General features: G+C 49.8%; 16 protein-coding genes. 10 read left to right on the top strand and 6 right to left on the bottom strand.

Annotated features, from left to right (window positions below; translation table 11 throughout):
• Positions 1 to 38 precede the first annotated feature (38 nt).
• Positions 39 to 314, top strand: coding sequence for a hypothetical protein (locus OGX86_RS19605; protein WP_284106309.1), 276 nt, complete (start codon positions 39 to 41; stop codon positions 312 to 314).
• 77 nt (positions 315 to 391) lie between these two features.
• Here the strand turns inward: OGX86_RS19605 and OGX86_RS19600 are convergent, their stop codons facing one another.
• Genes OGX86_RS19600 through OGX86_RS19580 form a run of 5 tightly spaced genes read right to left on the bottom strand, consistent with a single transcriptional unit; the run spans position 392 to position 7,025 of the window.
• Entirely contained in the window at positions 392 to 2,326 is a 1,935-nt protein-coding gene (locus OGX86_RS19600) for a bifunctional diguanylate cyclase/phosphodiesterase (protein WP_286640460.1), read from the bottom strand.
• A 9-nt stretch (positions 2,327 to 2,335) separates the two neighbouring features.
• Entirely contained in the window at positions 2,336 to 3,028 is a 693-nt protein-coding gene (gene lapG, locus OGX86_RS19595; protein ID WP_502872565.1) for a cysteine protease LapG, read from the bottom strand.
• 2 nt (positions 3,029 to 3,030) lie between these two features.
• Positions 3,031 to 3,900 carry a transporter substrate-binding domain-containing protein gene (locus tag OGX86_RS19590; RefSeq protein WP_286640455.1) on the bottom strand — a complete coding sequence of 290 codons (870 nt, stop codon included), beginning with the start codon at positions 3,898 to 3,900 and terminating at the stop codon, positions 3,031 to 3,033.
• Between the two features lie 7 nt (positions 3,901 to 3,907).
• On the bottom strand, positions 3,908 to 4,840 hold the full coding sequence (locus OGX86_RS19585) for an amino acid ABC transporter substrate-binding protein (RefSeq protein ID WP_136392290.1): 933 nt from the start codon (positions 4,838 to 4,840) through the stop codon (positions 3,908 to 3,910).
• Complete coding sequence (locus OGX86_RS19580) at positions 4,833 to 7,025, bottom strand: putative bifunctional diguanylate cyclase/phosphodiesterase (RefSeq protein ID WP_136392289.1); 2,193 nt, start codon at positions 7,023 to 7,025, stop codon at positions 4,833 to 4,835. The genes OGX86_RS19585 and OGX86_RS19580 overlap by 8 nt, the downstream gene beginning before the upstream one ends.
• A 787-nt stretch (positions 7,026 to 7,812) precedes the next feature.
• Between OGX86_RS19580 and OGX86_RS19575 the strand changes: the two genes are divergently transcribed.
• Genes OGX86_RS19575 through OGX86_RS19535 form a run of 9 tightly spaced genes read left to right on the top strand, consistent with a single transcriptional unit; the run spans position 7,813 to position 19,554 of the window.
• Positions 7,813 to 9,846 carry an EAL domain-containing protein gene (locus OGX86_RS19575; RefSeq protein ID WP_240498915.1) on the top strand — a complete coding sequence of 678 codons (2,034 nt, stop codon included), beginning with the start codon at positions 7,813 to 7,815 and terminating at the stop codon, positions 9,844 to 9,846.
• A gap of 45 nt (positions 9,847 to 9,891) precedes the next feature.
• Entirely contained in the window at positions 9,892 to 11,982 is a 2,091-nt protein-coding gene (locus OGX86_RS19570) for a methyl-accepting chemotaxis protein (RefSeq protein ID WP_048215671.1), read from the top strand.
• Positions 11,979 to 13,046, top strand: coding sequence for a chemotaxis protein CheB (locus OGX86_RS19565; protein WP_128316623.1), 1,068 nt, complete (start codon positions 11,979 to 11,981; stop codon positions 13,044 to 13,046). The genes OGX86_RS19570 and OGX86_RS19565 overlap by 4 nt, the downstream gene beginning before the upstream one ends.
• Positions 13,043 to 14,455: a CheR family methyltransferase gene (locus OGX86_RS19560; RefSeq protein WP_103014832.1), complete on the top strand. Its 1,413-nt coding sequence runs from the start codon at positions 13,043 to 13,045 to the stop codon at positions 14,453 to 14,455. The genes OGX86_RS19565 and OGX86_RS19560 overlap by 4 nt, the downstream gene beginning before the upstream one ends.
• A gap of 11 nt (positions 14,456 to 14,466) precedes the next feature.
• On the top strand, positions 14,467 to 16,599 hold the full coding sequence (locus tag OGX86_RS19555; protein ID WP_128316622.1) for a hybrid sensor histidine kinase/response regulator: 2,133 nt from the start codon (positions 14,467 to 14,469) through the stop codon (positions 16,597 to 16,599).
• 22 nt (positions 16,600 to 16,621) lie between these two features.
• Positions 16,622 to 16,981: a response regulator gene (locus OGX86_RS19550; RefSeq protein ID WP_008785648.1), complete on the top strand. Its 360-nt coding sequence runs from the start codon at positions 16,622 to 16,624 to the stop codon at positions 16,979 to 16,981.
• A gap of 17 nt (positions 16,982 to 16,998) precedes the next feature.
• Positions 16,999 to 18,675: a diguanylate cyclase gene (locus OGX86_RS19545; RefSeq protein WP_048225292.1), complete on the top strand. Its 1,677-nt coding sequence runs from the start codon at positions 16,999 to 17,001 to the stop codon at positions 18,673 to 18,675.
• A gap of 11 nt (positions 18,676 to 18,686) precedes the next feature.
• Entirely contained in the window at positions 18,687 to 19,211 is a 525-nt protein-coding gene (locus OGX86_RS19540) for a chemotaxis protein CheW (protein WP_286640450.1), read from the top strand.
• Entirely contained in the window at positions 19,195 to 19,554 is a 360-nt protein-coding gene (locus tag OGX86_RS19535; protein WP_003825861.1) for a hypothetical protein, read from the top strand. Before OGX86_RS19540 ends, OGX86_RS19535 begins: the two co-directional genes overlap by 17 nt.
• Positions 19,555 to 19,613: 59 nt before the next feature.
• Here OGX86_RS19535 and OGX86_RS19530 read toward each other — a convergent pair whose 3' ends face one another.
• Positions 19,614 to 21,236 (bottom strand): serine hydrolase, encoded by a 1,623-nt coding sequence (locus tag OGX86_RS19530; RefSeq protein WP_048225289.1) that lies wholly within the window; start codon positions 21,234 to 21,236, stop codon positions 19,614 to 19,616.
• Positions 21,237 to 21,297: the final 61 nt, after the last annotated feature.

Below are 21,297 nucleotides of genomic sequence, written 5' to 3'. Positions count from 1 at the left end.
CAGGGCAGCAGCATCGTGCAAAATGAAAAGGCACTGATATGAATTCTGATTCATCTGCTGCAAACGTTCAGGCAGAAGGCGTGGCAAAAAGTCCTGAAAATGACAATCAGCAGGCTTTAGCGATGCTGCAAAAAAGCGACCTGGAGATGGTTCGCGTGCTCGACGACCTGATTAACCTGTTGATCCGTAAAGGCGTGATTGCCATTACCGATCTTCCACCGATGGCGCAGGTTAAATTAATGAATCGTGCGAACGCGCGCCAGGAACTTGGCGGGTTAGAACAGCTGCTTGGCAACGATGATCGTATATTTTAGCTGATGCAGGCAGTTTGTAGGCCGGATAAGCGTAGCGCCATCCGGCTATACAAAGGCGTATCAAGACGCCAGTTTTATCACAATGGCGCGGGCTCACCTAATAATTGCCCCATTGCTCCATCAATCCCTAATTCTTGCAGCACCATAAGCTCACCTTTCGTTTCAACACGTTCAGCAATGAGCGGCAAATCAATACTGCGCGTGGCACTGCACAATACTTCAATAAATAACCGTTTATCGTTTTCTTCATTAATATTGCGGATATAGCTGCTGTCGATTTTCAGATAAGCCAGTCCCCACTGCGACAGATGACCAATCATATCGAAACGGCTACCGAAGTGTTGCAGACCCAGCGAGCAGCGATGCTGACCAACGGTTTTAACAAATGCCGCCATCTGATGGGGACCGGGTAACTGATTTTCATCCAGTTCCAGAATCAACTGACTGGCTAATTTCGGTGAATAGCGCAGCGGGGTGAGTAGCTCAGCAGTGGCGGCCGCACTGGCGACAGAACTGCCGGAGATACTCAACGCCAATTTTCCGGGCGCGGTTTTCAACTGGTTCAATGTCAGTTTCAACATGGCTTTATCGAGGCGATGGCTCCAGCCAAAGCGGTGGATCCAGGGCAGGAACCGTCCCGCGGTAATGGCGTTACCCTGCTCATCAATAATGCGCGACAGCACCTTGTAATGCAGGATTTTGTCCGGCTGGCGGCAATCGACTACCGGCTGATAAACCAGCTGGAACTGCTGATTTTCCAGTGCATGCTCCAGACGCACAAACCACAAATGCTGATCTTCTGTACTCGCAGGAACTTCAGTGGTGGGAACCACCTGATGGTCGGTGTGTGTTTCCGCTTCAACCAGCAGGCGATCGGCCTGGATCAGCAATGATTGAGCATTATCTCCGGCGCTAAACGGCACCATGCTGGTATAGGCCACCGGCTGTTGGTCTGACATTCCGGTGGCGTAAAAGGCTGTCAGTTTTTGGCACAGCGAATTGCACAAATCCAACATCTCACCATGTGTGACGCCAGGGCAGAGTAGGGCGAACTCACCGCCGCGAATGCGGGCAAGCGTGCTGTCGAGAGGGGCATACTTTTCTCTGTGCGCGTTCAGCAGGTTGGTGATGTTGAGCAACAGCTTATCAGTATGCGGTCCGCCAAAGCGCTGATTCAGACCGCCTAAATCCTGAACGCGGACCAGCATCAGATATCCCGGTGCGGTATCGGCATCGCTTAGCCGCGCCTCAAGCTGCATATCGAAAGCCCGGCGATTGGCAATTCCGGTTTGGCTGTCGAGATAAGCTTCATTATGCAGGCGCTCGCTATAGATAGCTTGTTCTTCAAATAACGATTTAAGCTTCGCGGCCATTAAATTCATGGCGCCTACAACGCGGCGTAATTCCGGCGTTTTGGGTAACTCGTGGAGCGTCAGAAACTCGCGACGAGTAATAGCTTCGGATTGTTTTGCCATGTAATTGAGTGGGCGCAGCAGTTTGCGCAGCAGCAGAATACCGGCGATTAAGCTGGCGAGGCTACAGGACAGCATCCACAGCAGGTTGCCTAAGGTATTGTCCCACAGACGCTGCACGGCAAAGATAGGATCGCTGGTCACTTCCACGCGAGCTGCCTGCTGCCAGCCGCGCATAATCGTTGCTTCACCGGTTTGCGGGGTAACATCCACCAGATCGACGAACCAGGCCGGGACGTTGGGAATTGACGCTGCCGCACTGCGCTCAAGCATTATTTTGCCGTTCGCCAGATCGACAATGCGGATTTTTTTGTAGTAACCGCTATCGAAAATGGAACTGACCATCAGCTCGATCATTGCCGGGTCGTTGACGTTGGGCGTTAGCGAAACGCCTAGCGCCGTTGCGGCATCCTGGGCATGTGAAAGGAGTTGGTTATTGGACTGATTGCGAGAACTCTCCAGCGTCACAATAAAATTGCCGCTGAACACAACCATCATAAAGAGAGAGATTGCCAGAAGTAACTGTTTAAAAAGAGACACGGGCGATTCCTATTTATCCATCGGGAAGCCTTCTTCCCGCATTTTGGTGAAAACTTGCTGCCAGCGAGAAAGCCTCTTGCTGTCCCCAACGCGTTTATTGTTTTGATTGCCGGGAAGCCAAAGGCCGGTGTTGTTAAAGGAGTAGACGGGGAATAGATCCATGCGCTGCGTCGCAGGAGAAATAGTGCTGGTCAGACTGTCGAGTACCAGAGGAATCGCCTCAGGGGTGGCGTACCAGGTCAGCACCATGTGTGCGCGGTTTAAACGCAGGGCTTTAACATAGGTGATGCGAAGTTTGTCTTCTGATACTCCCAACTGGCGGAGGGTGAAATATTTGGCGATCGCGTAGTCTTCACAATCTGCCTCACCCTTGCGCAGCGACTCGATAGGGGTTGCCCAGTAATCGACGTTATGCCAGACATCAATGTCTTCGGTATAGCGGATCTTATCGTTAAAGAATTGATTTACAGCGCGTAATTGCGTTTGCTCGTCAGCATTACGCAACTGGAGCAGAAGCTGTTGCCAGGCGTGGATCCGTTGCTGCGCTTCTGGCGTTGCCGGGCTATAAAGCGCATCAGACTTTTGTTGAATATTGGCAAAATCCCAGGCCGCGCGCAGCGAATGGACTGACAGCAATAGCAGCAGCGCCCCGGGGATTTTCCACAGGCGCAGCAGGCGGTGGCGTAAGCAGCGGCGGATAATGTTCAATGGCTATGCTGACAACTGCCCGGTGACGGGTTTTTCAGCTTTTCGCAGGACCAGGGAGACAACCACTTTTTACGTAATTGCACGTTGGCCGGCGAGGCAAAAAAATCTTTCAGCGTACTGTCAACAAACGTCACAAACTGCTGATCGTTTTTCCTCATCATAATGGCATAGTGCATATCATTACCGATGCTCTCAGAAGAGACGCTGAACAGTTCAGGTTGCTCGCTATGATTAATTAGCGGCCAGGCCAGAATATCATCAATAAAGAAAGCGGCGGATTCATTATGCGCCATCTTCTCAAATGCGCCCTTAATGGTGGTGCTGGTAATCGTTGAAATATTAAGATGTTGCTCTCTGTTGGCTTTATTAAATTCCAGCAAATCTTTTGAGCTTCCGGTCAGACTCACCGTGCGACCTTTAAGATCGGAAATTGACCGTATATTATTTTTACGTAAAGAGATGATGCGCATTTTTGCGGTGTAATAGTTTTCAGAAAACGACACGCTGGCGGTCCGCTCCGGCGCATTGGTATTTACGCCACAGTCCATATCTATTTTACGCGAGTTTAATGCGGAGAAACGTTCGGCAAAATTCACGGGAATGTAATGAATGGTTAAATTATTGAGCTTCAGATTCTGGCGCAATTTATCGGCAATCATGTTGCAAACCGCAATGGTATAACCCGTGACTTTGCCATTGCGGTCAGTAAAAGAAAATGGCGGCAGCTGGCGGTAACCCACGTTGAGCACGCTGCTGTTCTGAATATGATCGAGCGTCGCAGCGTTCTGTTGCGCCATCAGTGCGGGGGAGATGACGAGGCCTGCCAGTAAAAACAGCCATTGCGCCGTACGCTTTACCCTTGTCATCTCACGATTAATTATATTTTTCATAATCAAAACTGATCTTCTTTTTAGCAGACGTTAATGCTTTCAGGTTATCTGACATGGGAATGTTTAAATTAATGGCTTTCGGCGGAATCGGTGACTGAAACCATTTATTGTACAGCGCAGTAAATTCGTTGCTGGTCATCAGGGAAGAGAGCGTGCCATCAACAAATTCTTTAAATTCTTTATCGTGTAACGGCAGTAACAAGCCAGCCGGTAGCGGGGCGCTGAGCGCAATGTCGGAAAGTTTATAGTCTTCAGGATTTGGCGTTTGCGCGATCATCCCTTTGAGTAGAACCGTACTGGAGATCAGTGCAGAATACTCACCACTCTTCAGTTCATTGAATGCGGTAATATTGTTGGTATCGAGTTGAATATTAATATCCAGGTCATTGGCAGCATTCACTTTTTGCAACTGTTCAACGTAAATCGTGCCGCTTTTTACCAGTACGCTATGTCCGGAAAGTTCTGTCAGATTGTCGTTGTTTTTATTTTTACGCATGACGAAGCGGGTGCTTGAAAAATAAAACGGCAGCGAGAACTCGCTAATGCTGTGGCGACTTTTCGAATAAAAGGCCGGGATACACATTATGTCTGCCATGTGATTTTTAATCAGGACAAACTGTGATGCCGAGTTAGCTTTTACCCACTCGACCTTCAAATTTTTAAGCTGAAGTTTTGTCTTGAGCGCGCTGACGATACTGTTGCAAATATCAATGGAATAGCCGGCAGGCACGTTGCCATTCTGCCAGGAGAAAGGAAACGCATCATCCTGATAACCAAGGGTAATGCTTTTCTTGTTGGCGATTTGCTCCAGCGTGTGCAACGGCAGGGGAGAGCCTGCTAAGCATGGCGTTGCTAAAACTATTAACAGGGCAAAAATCGTCAGCATGCCCTTTACCGGGCGAAAGAAGTCAGACATTGCACAGTCCTTCTTCAATGGCCTCTGCGGCAAATGCGGAAAGCACTTCACGCTCGCGCAGCGGATAGCTAAAGAAATAGCCCTGAACATTCTGGCACTCAATGTCGCGCAGAATGTCGCGTTGCTGTGCGGTTTCTACCCCTTCAGCGGTGACCGACATATTGTACTTATGGGCAAACTGAATCAGCATCACAATCAAATACTGGCTGGCATTATCTTGCTGGAGCTTGTCGACCAGCGTGCGCGCTATCTTGATGCGAGTGAAAGGATAGATCAGCAGATAATCCAGTGCCGCGTAGCCGGTGCCTAAATCATCCATCGCAATTTCAATGCCCAGAGAGCGGATCTCTTGCAGCACGGGTAAGGCAATCGACTTATCCAGCTTTTCGGATTCGGTAATTTCTATTTCAAGACGTTCGGCTGAAAGTTGACTGATGCGTAACGCATCTTTGATCACGTCAACCAGTCCTGGGCTGTGCAGCTGGTAGGCCGATATATTGACGGCTACCCTGATACGTTCCGGCCATTTGGCAGCGGCTTCACAGGACTGACGAATAATCCATTCGCCCAAACGCACGATCAGACCGGAGTTCTCGGCAATGTTGATAAAATAATCAGGGTAAATCAGTCCTTTAGTTGGATGATTCCAGCGGATCAGTGATTCGTAGCCATACACGCTTTCATCTTCCAGATTGATGATTGGCTGGTAATGAAGTTCGAACTCCTTGTTATCAATACCATCGATAATTTCCTGATTAATAAACAGGCTGTGAGTTTGCATCATCACCATGCCGTCTTCGAAGAAATGGAAGCAACCCCGGCCGTGATGTTTAGACGCGTACATGGCAAGGTCGGCATTAATCATGAGCGTAGAGCTATTATTGCCCTGCCTGGGCGCGGTGGTAATACCGATACTGCAGCTGATGGAAAAAGTATGCGTGCTCCAGGTAAATGGGGTGCTCAGCGCGCGGATGATTCGCTTCGCCAGGCGATGTGCTTCTTTGATGGCGTTGTCATCGACATGTTGCAAAATGGCGAATTCATCACCGCCCAGACGCGCCACGATATCGTTGGGTCCCAGCAAGAGCTGCAGGCGCTGGGCAACGCTGATTAACAGTTCATCGCCCGCTTTATGGCCAAAGGTGTCGTTCACCGGCTTGAAGTTGTCGAGGTCAATCAACAGCAGGTTGAACGCTCTGTCCTCCTGATGAAGTTCACTGACGCGCTTATCTAAAGCCAGGCCAAACGATACGCGGTTGGGCAATCCGGTCAGCGAATCATGATGGGCCATATGCTCCATCTTTTGCGACATTTCATGCATACGTTGCAGATAGCCGCGTTCTTTCATGGCGACGCGCAATTTTTCAATCGCCCCGGCCAGATGTCCAATCTCATCGTCCTGATCGAGATAGGGCGTTATACAGTCCGTCTCTTCATGGGCGATGCGGGTAAGGGAGTTAATAAGCAGCGGAACCGGACGGAATAAACGGCGCATAAACATCGTGACCAGTGCCAGCGTTACCAGCAAAATCAGGACAAAAATGATACTGCTTTTTTTCAGCATCGCATCGTAGGTGGCGTAGAGATCGCTTTTTTTACCGATGCTGCTTATCAGGCTACCGAGGATCTCACCTGAAGGCGTCAGAATAGGGACGGCGCTGATAAAGCACTCTTCGCCATTAATCTGGGCGAAGCCAACATAGTAGTTACCCAGCACATCGCGCGGCAGACGACCGGGGAAAGAGATGATCCCATCACCCTCTTCTGACTTGTTGTTGATGCCAACAAACCCTTTCTCCGGCGTATACAGAAACAACCATGTAGGGCTATGGGTCTGTACTGATGCCAGTGCCAGAACGTCAACCGGGTTATAACCGGTTTGCATAATAGAGTCGGTGTCACCAATCTGTCTGTCGGAGACAATGCGGGATATCTGTCCTGCGTCGCTGGTTTCGACCGAAACGGTGGTATACACGTTGCGGATGATGTAGGTCATAATCTGTGCATTCGCTTCAGCCCGCTGTACCCACTGCTGATAAGAAAAGTTATCTATCAGGCTCCAATTGGTAAACGCGCCAGCACTAAACGCAATAACGATACCCGCCAGCAAGAATTGCGTTATTTTGCCAGTGATTGAATGTTGCCACCCTTTTATTGCTTTAAGGGAAAACAGAGACTTTGCCACGGATTATGTTAATTCCTGAAAAGATTATTCGGTGCTAAAATTAATTTCTGTTATTACTTGATGGAATATTATTGTTGCAAATAAGTAGATGAAAGATGTGAAACGTAATGACGTAACAAATAACTAACATTGAACCATGGTGAGTAATGACAAAAATAACGGTATGCGAATATAGATAACGCTGCTCTTTTCGTCAATAGGCAAAAGTGTACATAAAAATACATTTTCTGAATGCCCCTTTCAGGATATTAATGTTGACATTCATGGTGCTTGAGAAGATTTTTTATACGTACTGGTTGGAGGTGTTGGGAAACTGACAAAGGCTTTTTTGTTTTTTACTAAACATCAATGAATTAGCAGTTTTTTGGACAGGCATTTTAGTGATTTCATCCCCACCGGATGTCCATTTTTGTCTATAAATGGGTATTTATTTCCTGATTTGATATGAATAACATGCTCTCTTCATTATAGAACCTTATTTTATTTTCTCAGTGCGCGGTCAATGTTGACAATTTTGCTATGGTTCATCGGCTGACCCAAAAGGATTTGTTTGTGACATTCGAGTCTGGATTAAAGTCCTATTGGTATAGTGCATAGCGGATAAATTGATTTGGACGCAATAATAAATTCAAACACGATAAAAAACATTCGGGAATGGTGCCTGCCACTTGTCTTACCTGGCCTTTTTTACCCGCTGGCACAATATCTTAACGGTTATAGCATTCTCAATAATACTATTTTAACAGTTTACGATCTCAAGCTAGCCGTATTTTCTGCCGCATTGGTCTTGTTCGGTTTTCGGGTGTTGCCGGGGTTTCTTCTGTTCCTGACGGTCATGTTTGTGGTCGGTCCGCAAAATGAACGGGTAGATGCGTTGTGCCTGATCATCGCGTCGACCTTAAGTTATGCCGCGTACCGCAAATTCACCGGCAGACGCAGCTGCGTTAGCTTTGGTCGCATCAAAATTAGCTTTAATCGTCTGCTCTGGCTTTGTGGCTACAACGTCCTGCTGTATCTGGTGTTCAGCAAACTCTTTGCAATGTTTGTCGCCCACGGACAACGCCCCGATGTGGATAACATTCCGGCGTTGAGTCTGGGCATGCTGGTACGTATTCAGGGGATCATCAACGGTTGCCTGACGGGGATCCCTTTATTTTACAAGATTTACCGCATCATTCGTCGACCGTCTTTCCTGCTGACCTTTATGCGGGCCATTGCCGAACAGTGTAAAGGCAATGTCGGCGTCTACGGCGTTATATCCTGGTGCATCTTGCTGTTTTTTCTGATGTTCTTCTTAACATCACCGGATAATTTGGATGTTTTTTTCTCTATCTATAGCCTGATCCTGTTATTTCCGTTGATGCTGTGGGGAGCAATCAAGATTGGCCACTTGTTCACAATGCTGGTGTGGACGATCGTATTAATCATCTTAGGCAAACATAACGACAGCTATATCGCCAGCAATGTTAACTTTATGCTGCATCAGGCGCTGGTTTCGACGTTGATCTTTGTCTTTTCACTCACCATTGTGATCATGGGGGTACTGGCAAAATTTACCCGTCAGCGTTTTAACCAGGCGCTGCTGCTGGGGCTGACTGACCCGATGACAGGCATGGCAAATTTACGGGCGCTGAAGACGGAGCTATTTACCACTGAACGCGCGACCGTATGTCTGATACAGATCCCCGAGCTGGAGCTTTTTTCGCGTCGCTATGGTTTTCATTTCCGCGCCCGCTACCAGAAGATCCTTGCTGAGCATTTGCGCAGACATCTGGTGAAAAGCGAGAAAGTCTATTACCACGCGGGTTATGATCTGCTCATCCGGCTGGAAAATGGCACCTGGGAGCGGCTATGCGATCTGTATCAGGCCGCCAACAGTTTTCGTCTCTTTTACAACAACCATCGGTTGGGTTTTCGCAGTGGTTTGGGCTATTGCCTGATTAACGATCTGAGTGATGATATTTATCAGCTGGTGGGGAAACTGGGCATGGTGGCGGGTTTATCTCTCACCAACGGCAGGCCGGAAAACCTTGAGGCGCAGCATAGCCGGATCCTTGGCAACCACATTGTTGATAAAACGGAAATTCGCACTGCGCTGCAAAATGCGCTGGATAACAATGCGTTTGTCCTGATGGCACAGCCAATAGTCAGTACCCACGGTGAAGCGCCGTATCATGAAATATTGATCCGTATGCTTAACGAACGGGGAGAATTTATTCCACCGAACAGTTTCCTGCCGGTTGCTCATGATGCGGGGCTGGCACCGGATATCGATCTCTGGGTTATCGAAAACACCCTCAAATTTATGCGTAGCCACCCGCAGCGTTGTTTTTCTATTAACCTGGCACCAGTAACGGTGTGTCGTTCAAATATTGTTACGAAGATCACCCAACTCCTGCACGACTACGCGGTGGAGCCACAGCGGATTATTTTTGAAATAACGGAAGCAGATACGTTATCAGACAAAGAACAAACCGTGGAAACGCTACGTTTAATACGTCAGCTGGGATGTCGGGTGGCAATTGATGACTTTGGCACCGGGTTTGCGAGTCATGCGCGCTTGATGAATATCGAAGCAGATATCCTGAAAATAGATGGCTCTTTTATTCGACGGATCACCGAAAGTGAAATTAGTTACTACATCGTTGAGTCATTCTGCCGCGTTGCTGAAATGAAAAAAATGCAGGTGGTCGCTGAATTTGTCGAGAACGCCACTATTCAGGCCTGTCTGGAAAAAATGAATGTGGGCTGGTTACAGGGATATCACATTGGCAAACCTACGCCGCTGTTCACGCTCGAATCACAGGGCGCTAGCTCCTGATGACCAAAAAAAGAGTAATTTCTTCTCAGGTAGAGAATAAAAATCATGAGTGACATTATTAAAGTAAAAAATCGAACGGCGAATACCACCAGTGAGGGACCGCGCGCTCGACTATTGTCCTGGCTGCACAACATCCATCCCGGTGTGGCGATGAAGCTCGGTATGATTTTGGTTGTTTGTATCGCAACGTTGCTGATTGGAGCCTCTTTTATATTATCGTCTTATCTTTCCAGAGAATTGCAGGTCAATGCGCTGGAGATGATTAAAACCAACACGCGGATATTCCACAACAGTATTTCTAACGAGTTTCAGCGTGTGACTCGCGATGCGGAACATTACAGCAATGTTTATATTAATAATTATCAAAACGTTGCCAATAAACCGCTGCGTTATATGGACTCTACTGAATTAAAAACGGTGCTGAGCAACCCGAATACTAACTCACATTTCACCGAGTTAACCAGCGTATTTGCCAGTACGTTTATTCTGCAAGGCGAGCAATTTGTGCGTGTCAGCAGTACGTTACTGGCGAGTTCAGGCAATACGGCAACAGCAACAGCGCTAGGGCATGATAATCCGGCATTGCCGCTGCTTTTGAAAAATAAACCCTTTTCCGGTGTGGTCACACTGTTCGGTAAACAGTTTATTAGTCACTACGAACCGATTGCCGACAAATATGGTCAGGTCGTGGGGGCCGTCGCGGTGGGTTTCGACGTCAAACAGAGTTTGCAACCAATCATTCAGCGTTTGTTGAATGTGCATATTGGTAAAGATGGCTACGCCTATGTGCTGGATGCCGGATTTGAACCAGGTCGTATGCTGGTCCATCCCTCGTTGAGCAACCAGCAGGCAATTAATATTACCGATGCTAATGGTTTTAAGCTGTTTGCCGACATGCTCGAACACAAGAATGGCATCACTTACTACAACTGGGTGAGCGGTTATGGTGCATTGCCGAAGACCAAAGTTGCCGTTTATGAATACGTTGAAGGGATTAACTGGATAATCGCCACCACCAACTATGTTGATGATGTCGCCAAGAGCAGCAATCTGGTGCGTAACGGTCTGCTGCTGTTCACCGCGCTGCTGCTGCCCATCATTTTACTGCTGATTGCTGTGGCCAGCCGTTTCCTGATTTCCCGGCGCTTAAACCGTGTCCTGGGGATTGCACAAACCATTGCCGAAGGCGACTTAACGGTGGATGTTCAGGTCGATCACCACGATGAGATCGGCGAACTGCTGAGTGCGGTGGAGATGATGCGTCAGCGTCTGCACTCGTTGGTAGGCGGTATGGTTTCTCATGCAAATTCGGTACATCAGGCATCTTTGCATATTACCGAAGCGGTCGATGGGCAGGCATCAACCAGCGTGGAAACCTCATCTTCAGTAGCTGAAATTACCTCCACCATGGAAGAGCTGTCTGCCTCATCGACACAGATAGCCGAACACTCACGGGCGGTTGTGGATATTGCCAACCAGACGCTCGAGGATTGCAATAAAGGCTCCGAGTCGATGTCGCAATTGCTGATGCGTATGACGGATATTGATACCGACAATCAGCAAAACATGCGTGAAATCATGATGCTCGGTAGTAAGTCGACGGAAATCAGTCGCGTGATGGTGATCATTAACAGCGTCGCGGATCAGACGAAACTTATCGCCTTTAACGCAGCGCTCGAAGCTGCCAGCGCCGGGGAAGCCGGTAAGCGTTTCTCGGTTGTGGCGGCTGAAATCCGCCGTCTGGCGGATTCGGTGACGGAATCGACGGTTGAAATTGAAAATAAGATCAGCGAGATCCAAAACGCGATTAATCGTCTGGTGCTGAACGCGGAAAAAGGCGGCGAGAGCATTAAAGCGGGCGCAATAGCCTGTAAAGTCAGTGCTGAACATCTTAACGATATCGTTGTTACGGCCGAGCAAACCTCGACGGCTGCGCTGCAAATATCGCTTTCAACACAGCAACAGAAAACGGCGAGTAATCAGGTGGTCATGGCGCTGCGTGAGATAGTTGTTGCCAGTAACTATACCTCGCAATCTATCAAAGACATTCTGGTTGTCAGTCAGGATATGACACAACTGTCGAAAGCGCTGAAAGAGGCTTCGTCCTCATTCACACTGACGGAAACAGATGCATGAATAGCAGCAACATTCGGGTGCTGATCCTCGACCTGGGCAGCGCATCGCGTAATGAGCTGGTCAGGCAACTGGAGGATCACCCGCACATTAAGGTGGTAGGGCAAGCAGCCCATCGCAGGCAGGCGATCCGACTATTGCAACAGCTGATGCCTGACCTGCTGATTCTGACGCTGGATATTTCGGGCGCTGATAACGTCGAAATCGTGGAAACGATCATGGCAACCAGCGCAATCCCGATCCTTGTCATGAGATTTTGTCCAGAGAATCAATGGGATGATGACTACATTTCCCGTGGTGCGTTGGCGGTGTTGCACCATAGCAGTGATTCACCACTCTCAACGGATGCTTTGCATCGTAAAGTAGAATTATTGGTCGGTGTGAAAGTTATTCGACATATCAAGGGATTACGCTATCCAGGCGAACCGGTAATCCCCACTGCACGACCGATGATAGACGTTGTAAAAACGCCACAGGACTGGCCTTTTGTGCTGGCGATTGCCTGCTCGACGGGCGGGCCGCAGGCGCTCAGTAAACTGTTACAGAAGCTGCCCGGTACGTTCCCGTGCCCGGTACTTATTGCCCAACATATTGCCGATGGCTTCGCGAAAAATATGGTGCATTGGCTGGATAGCGTGACCGATCTGAAGGTGCGACTGGCGCAGGAGGACGATCGGGTGGAAGCGGGGTATGTGTATATATTGCCACCGGAGCAGCACCTGATCGTCAAAAGCAACCAGCGTTTAGCGGCGATCCCACGACAGGAAAGCGACGTTTACCATCCCAGTTGCAACCTGTTGCTGGAGTCAGTGGCTGAGGTGTTTCGCGAAAAAGCCGTCGGACTGATTATGACCGGCATGGGCAGCGATGGCTGCCGCGGCATTGAGCTTATTGTCCGCCATGGCGGAACAACGCTGGCGCAGGACGAAGAAAGTTCGGTGGTATTCGGTATGAATAAGAACGCGATCGACAAGCAACTGATACACCGCACGATCCCTCTGGATGGTCTTGCTGCAGTACTGCTTTCGATGGCTTGCCACGGGCATGTTGAGAGTAAATTGCCATGATCCCTAATCTTCCTGACTATGCTCGCCTGATCAAAGAACGGGTCGGTTTGCACTTCGATAACGCCATGGAAGCATTGCTGAAAACGGCGCTGGGTCGGCGAATGGCCGAGCGAAAAATCAATGATTACTATGAATACTATGAACAACTGCGTAGCTCGCAGAATGAGTTTGATAGTTTCATCACGCTGATTACGATTAACGAAACCTATTTTTTCCGTGAAAGCGATACGCTGGATTTAATCTGCGATAAATGGATCCCGCGTCTGTTGCAACAGCGCAGTGGCCCGGTGCGTATTCTGAGTGCCGGATGCTCTTCCGGAGAGGAAGCCTACTCGTTGGCGATCAAGCTGCATGAGAAATACCTCGGCGGGATGGCCCAGCGCATCGAAATTTACGGCTGTGATATTGACCCGGCAATCCTGGCAAAAGCCCGCAACGCCTGCTATTCAAGCTACTCGTTTCGTGGCGTCGACCCGAGTATTCAGCAACGCTACTTCACCCGCTCGGGAAACCTCTACCGGCTGCATGATGAGATCCGTGAGAAGGTCACCTTCCATCGCACCAACATTATAAAAGAACAGTTACTGCCGGAAGTGGACATCATTTTGCTGCGCAATGTGTCCATCTATTTTGATACGCCAACGCGTCGCGAGCTGCACGGTAATTTGCTGAAGATGTTGCAACCGCAGGGAGCCTTATTTTTTGGCAATGCGGAAACGCTGGCTAACAATTTCGACATTCTGAAGCTGGAGCAGGAAGAGGGGATTTTCTATTTTTGCCACCATCGTGAAGCGGCAAGGGTTGTGCCTGTCCCCAGAGTTGCGGTGCGCATTCCGCAGTCGAGAGCGGTGGTTGAACAGGTTCCTCTGGTGCCCACGGCGCAGCAGAGTAATGACTGGCTGAAGAAAGCACGCGCCAGCCTCGATGAAAAATGTTTTTCTGAAGCTGAAAAGTGTATCGCCTGTGTGTTACGTGACGATCCCCGTAATCAGGATGCGCTTTTGATCCAGGGCGTTATTGCCCTCGAGCAGCGTGAATTTTCTCAAACAGCCGGAAACGCACAGCAGATCCTCGCCCAGGATGAGTGGTCGGCAGAGGCCAAAATGCTGCTCGGCCTGGCGATGATGTGGCAACACCAGACCCAGCAGGCCATCGCCTGGTTCAAGCAGGTGGTTTATCAGGAACCCGGCTACTGGCCTGCGCACTATTATCTGGCTGAAATGTACCGGCAAAGCGAGTTATACCAGCCTGCTCAACGGACTTATCGTGTGGTGATGCAGTTACTGAACGACGAGATAAACAATCCGTCATCGGTTTGTCGTCTGCGTTTGCCAATGGTATTTCCTGGCAATACGTTTCGTTTCCTGTGTGAACATCAACTGGCGCAATTCGCCCATCAAAGTGGCTAATAAGAGCGATTATGGCTATCGATCTGAAAAAATTCGTTCTGCGCTTTATTGATGAAGGGAGAGGTCATTTGCAGACGATCAGCGAAGGGGCGTTTCTCCTCTCCGCTGATGAACATACCGACGCCTGGATAGGTGAGATGTTTCGCGCTGCGCATACCCTGAAAGGGGGCGCGCGGATGCTGAAGCTGCAAAGTATTGCCGATGTCACGCATCATCTTGAAGATGTATTGAGTGAACTACGTGATAACAAACTGACGCCGGACAGGGCGCTGGGCAATCTGATCCATGAGTCTGTGGAGTACCTTTCTGGTCAGCTTACCCAGCTTTTTGTCAGCGAAGGGGATAATCAATTGCCACCGGCGGATGCCGGGCTATGCGAACGCCTTGCCCGCGCCAGTCGGGGAGAGGATATCACGCTGGCTGTCGAAACTGCCGGGGCAACAGAAAAACCGGTAGTCCCTGCGCCCGCGACGCCAGCCAGTATAGATTCCGGTATTAAGCAGGCTGATTTCGTTCGGGTAAAACTGAACAAGCTCGATGGCCTGATCGACATTCTGGGGGAGGTGCTCGCCGGACATGATCGCCTGGAACAGCAGATACAAAACCTGAGTCAACTGGTACCACGGTTACCGGGATTAAGCGCTGAACAGCTTCGCCAGCAGATCCATGACTTTAGCGCCCAGCTAAAAGAAAGCGTTCAGCTCCAGCATTTGCAGATGTTTGAACTATACGATGTGGCGGCGCGGATCCGTATGCTGCCACTTTCAACGTTGTTTGAACCCATTTCGCTGCAGGTCAGCGAACTGGCTTCCACACTGAACAAGCAGGTGGTGTGCCGCTTTGTTGGCGGAGAAGTGGAAATCGACCGCCAGCTCATTGATCGGCTTTCGGAGTCGCTGACTCATCTACTGCGTAATGCCGTCGATCACGGGATTGGTGAGATCGACGAACGTCTGGCGCTCGGTAAATCCACTCGCGGCACGATTACCATAACCACCCAGCAGGACGGCAGCGGGATACTACTGCGTATCGAAGATGATGGCCGTGGTCTGAACTATGAGGCCATCAGCGCGAAGGCGGTCAGTAAAGGTCTTGTTCCTGCTTCAATGGCCGGGCAGCTCTCCGAGCAGGAATGTAATGAGCTGATTTTTCATCCCGGCTTTTCGACCAGCAAGATAGTCTCCGAGCTTTCTGGTCGCGGCGTTGGTCTTGATGTGGTGCGCAAAACGGTGGTGACCGACCTGCAAGGCGATTTGCAGGTTTATAGCCGTCCGGGAGTCGGAACCAGCTTTAACCTGCGGTTGCCTGTTTCGTTAACCATGATGCGGATTCTGCAATTTGAAGAGCAGGGGCACCTGTTTGGACTGGCTGCGCAGTATGTGGTTGAGGTGGTGGAATGCACGCCACAGGGGATCAGCGATATCGCCGGACGTCCTGCCATTATCTTGCATAACGAGTTTATCCCGGTGGTTTGCGTAGGTAGCTTGCTGGGCATTCATGAACGCCAGAGCAGCTTTTCAACGCCTGGACAGCGATTAATCGTGGTGCAGAACCAGTACAGCAAAATGGCGCTGCAGGTGGATAAGCTGCTCGATGAACGCAAGATGATGATCAAACCGTTACCGAAGCATATGCAACAGCAGTCGCTGGTCTCCGGGATGGTACAAACACCGGATAACCAACTGGTCAGCATCCTGCACGTTCCCGCGCTGATGGCGATGGCGCAACAATCACGGCAAACCAGCACACCAGCGCCCGCCACGAGCGTAACGCAGGATGCCTGGCATGTGCTGGTGGTTGATGACTCACTGAATACCCGTGAGATAGAAAAGAACGTGCTGGAAGCGCACGGCTATCAGGTGACTCTGGCAGAAGACGGGCTGTCGGGGCTGCAAAAAGCGAAGCTGACCCAGTTTGATGCCGTACTGACGGATGTCGAAATGCCGTTTATGGATGGTTTCACCTTCACCAAATCGTTGCGTGGGGAGAAAAACTACCAGCATACGCCAATCATCATCGTGACGTCCCGCGCGAAGGAAGAAGACCGGCGACGGGGGATTCAGGTGGGTGCGGATGCCTACATCGCCAAGGGCGATTTCGAGCAGGACAGTTTGATAAAAACATTAAAAATGCTTTTGTGCTGATGGCGCAAAATCGAGAGAGAAAATGCGAATTTTATTAGTTGATGATGATCTTTTTGCGGCTGAACTGGCATCCATATTTTTGCAAATGGACGGCTACGATGTGGTGATTGTGGAAAGCGCGATTTCCGCCCTGGCGTGCCTGGACTCGGATAACAACATCGACCTGGTGATTAGCGATCTGCATATGCCAGAGATCAGTGGTTTGGATTTGCTGGCGCTGTTACGCGCTCAGGATTGGGCTAAGCCTTTTATTTTACTAAGTGCCAATGAAGTAACGGGCAGCGACGCTCTGTACGACCGTTGGGTGAAAAAAGATGAAAACCTCGCGGAAAATCTGGGGGCTGCTGTCAATGCGCTACTGCAACCATCTGCGATTAACTGAATAAGCCTACGTGTTTGATGAAAGAAGAAAATAAGCATATAGCGATGGCGGTAGCGCAGGAAAAAATAGCGCGTTTGCGGCAGGGGTTTCTACGCCGAATTCCCGACATGCTGGCACAAGCGGAAAGATTACTCGTTCAACTGGTCGCAGAGCCTAGCGAAGCCTGTCGCAAACAGCTACATATCCTGCTGCACAGTATTCACGGTTCGGCAGGGTCCTTTGGCTTTAGCCCGCTGGCGAATGCCTCAGCAGAAGGTGAGCGTTTACTAACAGAGCCGGAAATAGAGCAAAGCACATTGCATTACGATGAGCTGCGACGAATCATCAGGTGGTTGTACACCCTGACCCAGGAGCAGCTCAATCTTGAACATCGTATCAGCGATACGGAGTTCACATTACCGATCACCGCGCAGCGCCCGGAAGAGGGATATGTTCGGCGGGCCAGTAAGCCTATCTACCTGTGTGATGATGATATTGACCAGGTCGAGCTGCTCGCGACCCAACTGCGCTGTTTTGGTTTTACCTGCCATGTGTTCGCGAACACGCAGGATTTCACTCAGGCCGTATTGTCGCAACCGCCCGCCGTGGTGATTATGGATGTTAGCTTTCCGGACAACGCCTACGGTGGACCGCTGGCGATGTCGGATTTGAAACAAAAAGTGGGCAAACCTTTCCCTGTGCTGTTCCTCTCGTGTCATAGCGATTTCAATGCCCGCGTCAACGCCATCAAATCTGGCTGCGATGGCTACTACGTAAAACCTGCGTCTATCACCGATTTAGTCCAGGAACTTCATCGCCTGACTCAACCGTCGCTGAAAAAGCCTTACCAGGTATTGTTGATTGATGACGAACCCGCGGTGGCGGAATACAACGCGGAGATGCTGCGCATGGCGGGCATGGAAGTGCATGTGCTGGAAAAACCTCACTATCTACTGCATGTACTGAATGCGCAGCCGATCGATCTGGTGTTGATGGATTATCACATGCCGGAGTTCAGCGGTGAGGAACTGACAAAACTGATTCGCCAAATACCGCAGCATATTGGCCTGCCTATCGCCTATCTCTCCAGCGAGACCAACAAGCATGCGCAGTTAGGAGCAATGAGCATCGGCGCGGAGGATTTTATCCTCAAACAGAGCGACCCTGAGGAGCTGATCCGCGCCGTATCGATCCGCGCGGAAAGAATGCGCGTCCTGCGCGCCCGCATGTCGCAGGACAGTCTGAGCGGGTTATATAACCACTCAACGACCACCCATTTTCTCAAAAGCGCGATTGCCGAGTCGAACTACAGCGGCAACCCATTTTGTATGGTAATGGTGGACCTGGATCGCTTCAAAAGCGTTAACGATACCTACGGTCATGCGGTCGGTGACCAGGTAATTGTCGGTATTTCGCAGTTGTTCTCTCATCGATTACGCAGCACCGATATCGTTGGCCGTTACGGTGGTGAAGAGTTTGTCATCATTATGCCCAACACCAGCAGTGACAAGGCCGCACGCGTGGTCGAACGATTGCGCAGGGATTACGAGCAGGTCACATTTTCCGTTAACGACGCCAGTTTTCACAGTACCTTCAGCGCGGGTATTGCCCAGTGGCAGTTTGGCGATCGGATTGAAACGCTACGCGAACGCGCCGATCAGGCGCTGTATGCCGCGAAACAAAATGGCCGTAATACTTTCTGCATTGCCGAGTAAAAGGAGTCAATATGAGCCAACAGCTGGAGCAGATTCTTGCGCTGAACCATGGTGAAAAACCGGAGTGTGAAAACGTTGATGAACCCCAGCGTACGCTGGTGTTATTTCAACTGGCGGGTAAAAATTTTGCCTTCTATGGGGCGCAAATTAAAGAGATCCTTGCTGAGCGCCCGATCTCCTGGGTTCCCTGTTGCGCGCCAATGCTTGAAGGGGTCATCAACTATCGTGGACGGGTGGAATCGGTAATGAGACTGGACAGCCTGATCGATAAACCTACCGTCAATTCGGCAGGTAAGCGCACTATTTTGATTGGATGCGCCGAGAAAATGCAAAGTGGGATCCTGATAGATAAACTGATTGATGTGTTGGAAGTCGCCGAAAGCCAGATTCATTTGCCAGGTGATTCGTTGCCCCCGGCGTTACAAAGCATCGCTGTGGGGGTGGTTAACGTGATGGAAACCTGGTACACGCTGCTCGATCTGAATCTGGTCTTTGAGCGTTATCAGGAGACCAGCTGTTATGACGGCTCCCACTAATCTGGCGGCGGTACGTATTACTTTGGGAGCGCTAACGTTGTATATACCGGCAAACCAGGTTGGTGTGTGTTCGTTAGTGACTCAGGTTGTGCCTGAAATCCCCCGATTTAGCCAATGGCTGGGGATTGCTGATGAGCCGCAGGAGGGATGGCATTTGCATTTACGCGTCCCGGACAGTGGCGTTGAAACTGGCTGGTACCTGTGGGGACAACTTGAGAATGTGATGCTGTCCGGCGACATTATTTTTGCCGTACCTCCGCTTCTGGCGCGTAACTGTCATCTGCCTGCGCTTCGTGCCCTGGTGGGCCGCGAGGCGTTTAGCCCGCTATTAAGCTGGCGCTGACACGCTGCGGGAGCTTTAACGGTCCCGCAGCATGAGAAGACTGGGAGTGCTATATCCCGTTACTGGATATAAGCATCAACAGCCCGACTGACCAGCTTAGTCATAAAGTTGTCAATCTTATCAATGGTCTGCTTGTCCTGAAGATCATAGGTTTTTGCTACGTCATCCAGGTTTTCATAACCGACCCAAACTCGCCCGTTCTTATCCTGCCATACGGAGACGCGTAACGGCAGATCCAGCGCGACCCCCTGTTTATCCTGCATCAGTTTTGTGCCGACTTTAGGGTTACCAAATACCAGGACTTTCGTTGGCCTCAGGTTCATTCCCGCGCCCTCGGCATTTTTCTCGTGATCAATTTCGGTGAATACCGGAACGCCTTCGCTTTTCAGAATGGCTTTCAGTCGGGAGACCGTTTCATCGACAGAGAATTTACTTTCCTGATTTTTGATCTTCTCTGAATTTAACCCAGAACCCAGCCCGGTTTTATAGGCTTCAGCGATATCACGAGCCACCTGAGTCATGTCTACGCCTTCTTTATTGGTCAGCATTGTCACGCAAACCAGTTCATCACCGGCGGTAAAGCGGCTCAGATAGGCGCTAAAGCCACCTGTGGTTCCTTTGATTTCCAGAAAACCAGGATGGCGGGTAAATTCCCAGCCGGCCATGGCAGGCACGACTTTGCCGTTTTTCAGTTTTGCCGGGCTATAGATAATGTCGCGCAGCTTTTTGTCTTTAACCAGCGTGCTGCCGGCAAGACCGATATCCCACTTACTGATGTCTTCCGCTGACGACCACAGACCACCATAGGCGTACAGATTATCAGTGGCGATCGCGCTGACAGGCGCCAGTTTGTCACCCGCTGCGACGTAACCTGTTGCAGGCTCAACAGGGTTGATCCAGTCAATTTCTGACTTAAATTTCGAATGCTGATTGTGTTGCTTGTCAGGCGTCGGGCGATCAAGGAATGCTTTCGTTGGCATGTCTTTTGCGAACATGGTGCTTTGCAGACCTAACGGCGCAATTTGGTATTTGTTGACGAAGTCTACGTAACTCATTCCGCTGACTTTCTCGACAGCCATACCTAACAGGATAAAGTCGGTTGCGCTGGAGTTGATATCCGTGCCGTTTTTAAATTCGAGCGGTTTATCTTTAACAAGATCCACCAGCTGCGCAGGTGTATATTTTTGCTCTTGTTTATAGCCGAAAGATCTGAAATCAGGGATCCCGGATGAGTGCTGCATTAATTCCAGAATCGTAATGTTATGCCAGCTTTCCGGCAGGCCAGGCAAATAAACACTCACAGGAGTATTAAGATCCAATTTGCCTTGCTCTACCAGTTGCATTACTGCGACTGCAGTAAAAGCCTGCGTGATAGGGCCAATTCCCCACATGGTTTTGGTGGAAGCAAGCTCATCATTGGCTGCCGTTGCCAGACCGTATCCCGCTGAGCGCGGAATATAAGGCGCCTGAACAATCGCCATGGATAAACCCGGCAGATTATTTTTCGCCATTACCTCGGCAATGATCTGATCGATATATTTGCCGTTGACCTTTAATTGTGGATCACCACGGTTAACTAAGTAAGTAGTCTCATTTGTATTGGCAGCGGCCAACACCTGAGTAGCTGAAACTGACATGGAAAGTAAAATACATGCCGAAATAACCTTTAACTTAAGATTCATGGAAAAGCTCCGCGCTTAATGAAATTTATTTTGATGGCTAATGGATGAGCGATGTTGTACA

It is taken from the genome of Citrobacter sp. Cpo040 (assembly GCF_030332915.1).
Classification (GTDB): domain Bacteria; phylum Pseudomonadota; class Gammaproteobacteria; order Enterobacterales; family Enterobacteriaceae; genus Citrobacter; species Citrobacter portucalensis.
The sequence above is the reverse complement of the archived record's forward strand: the minus strand, read 5'-3'. Positions and strand labels throughout refer to the sequence as shown.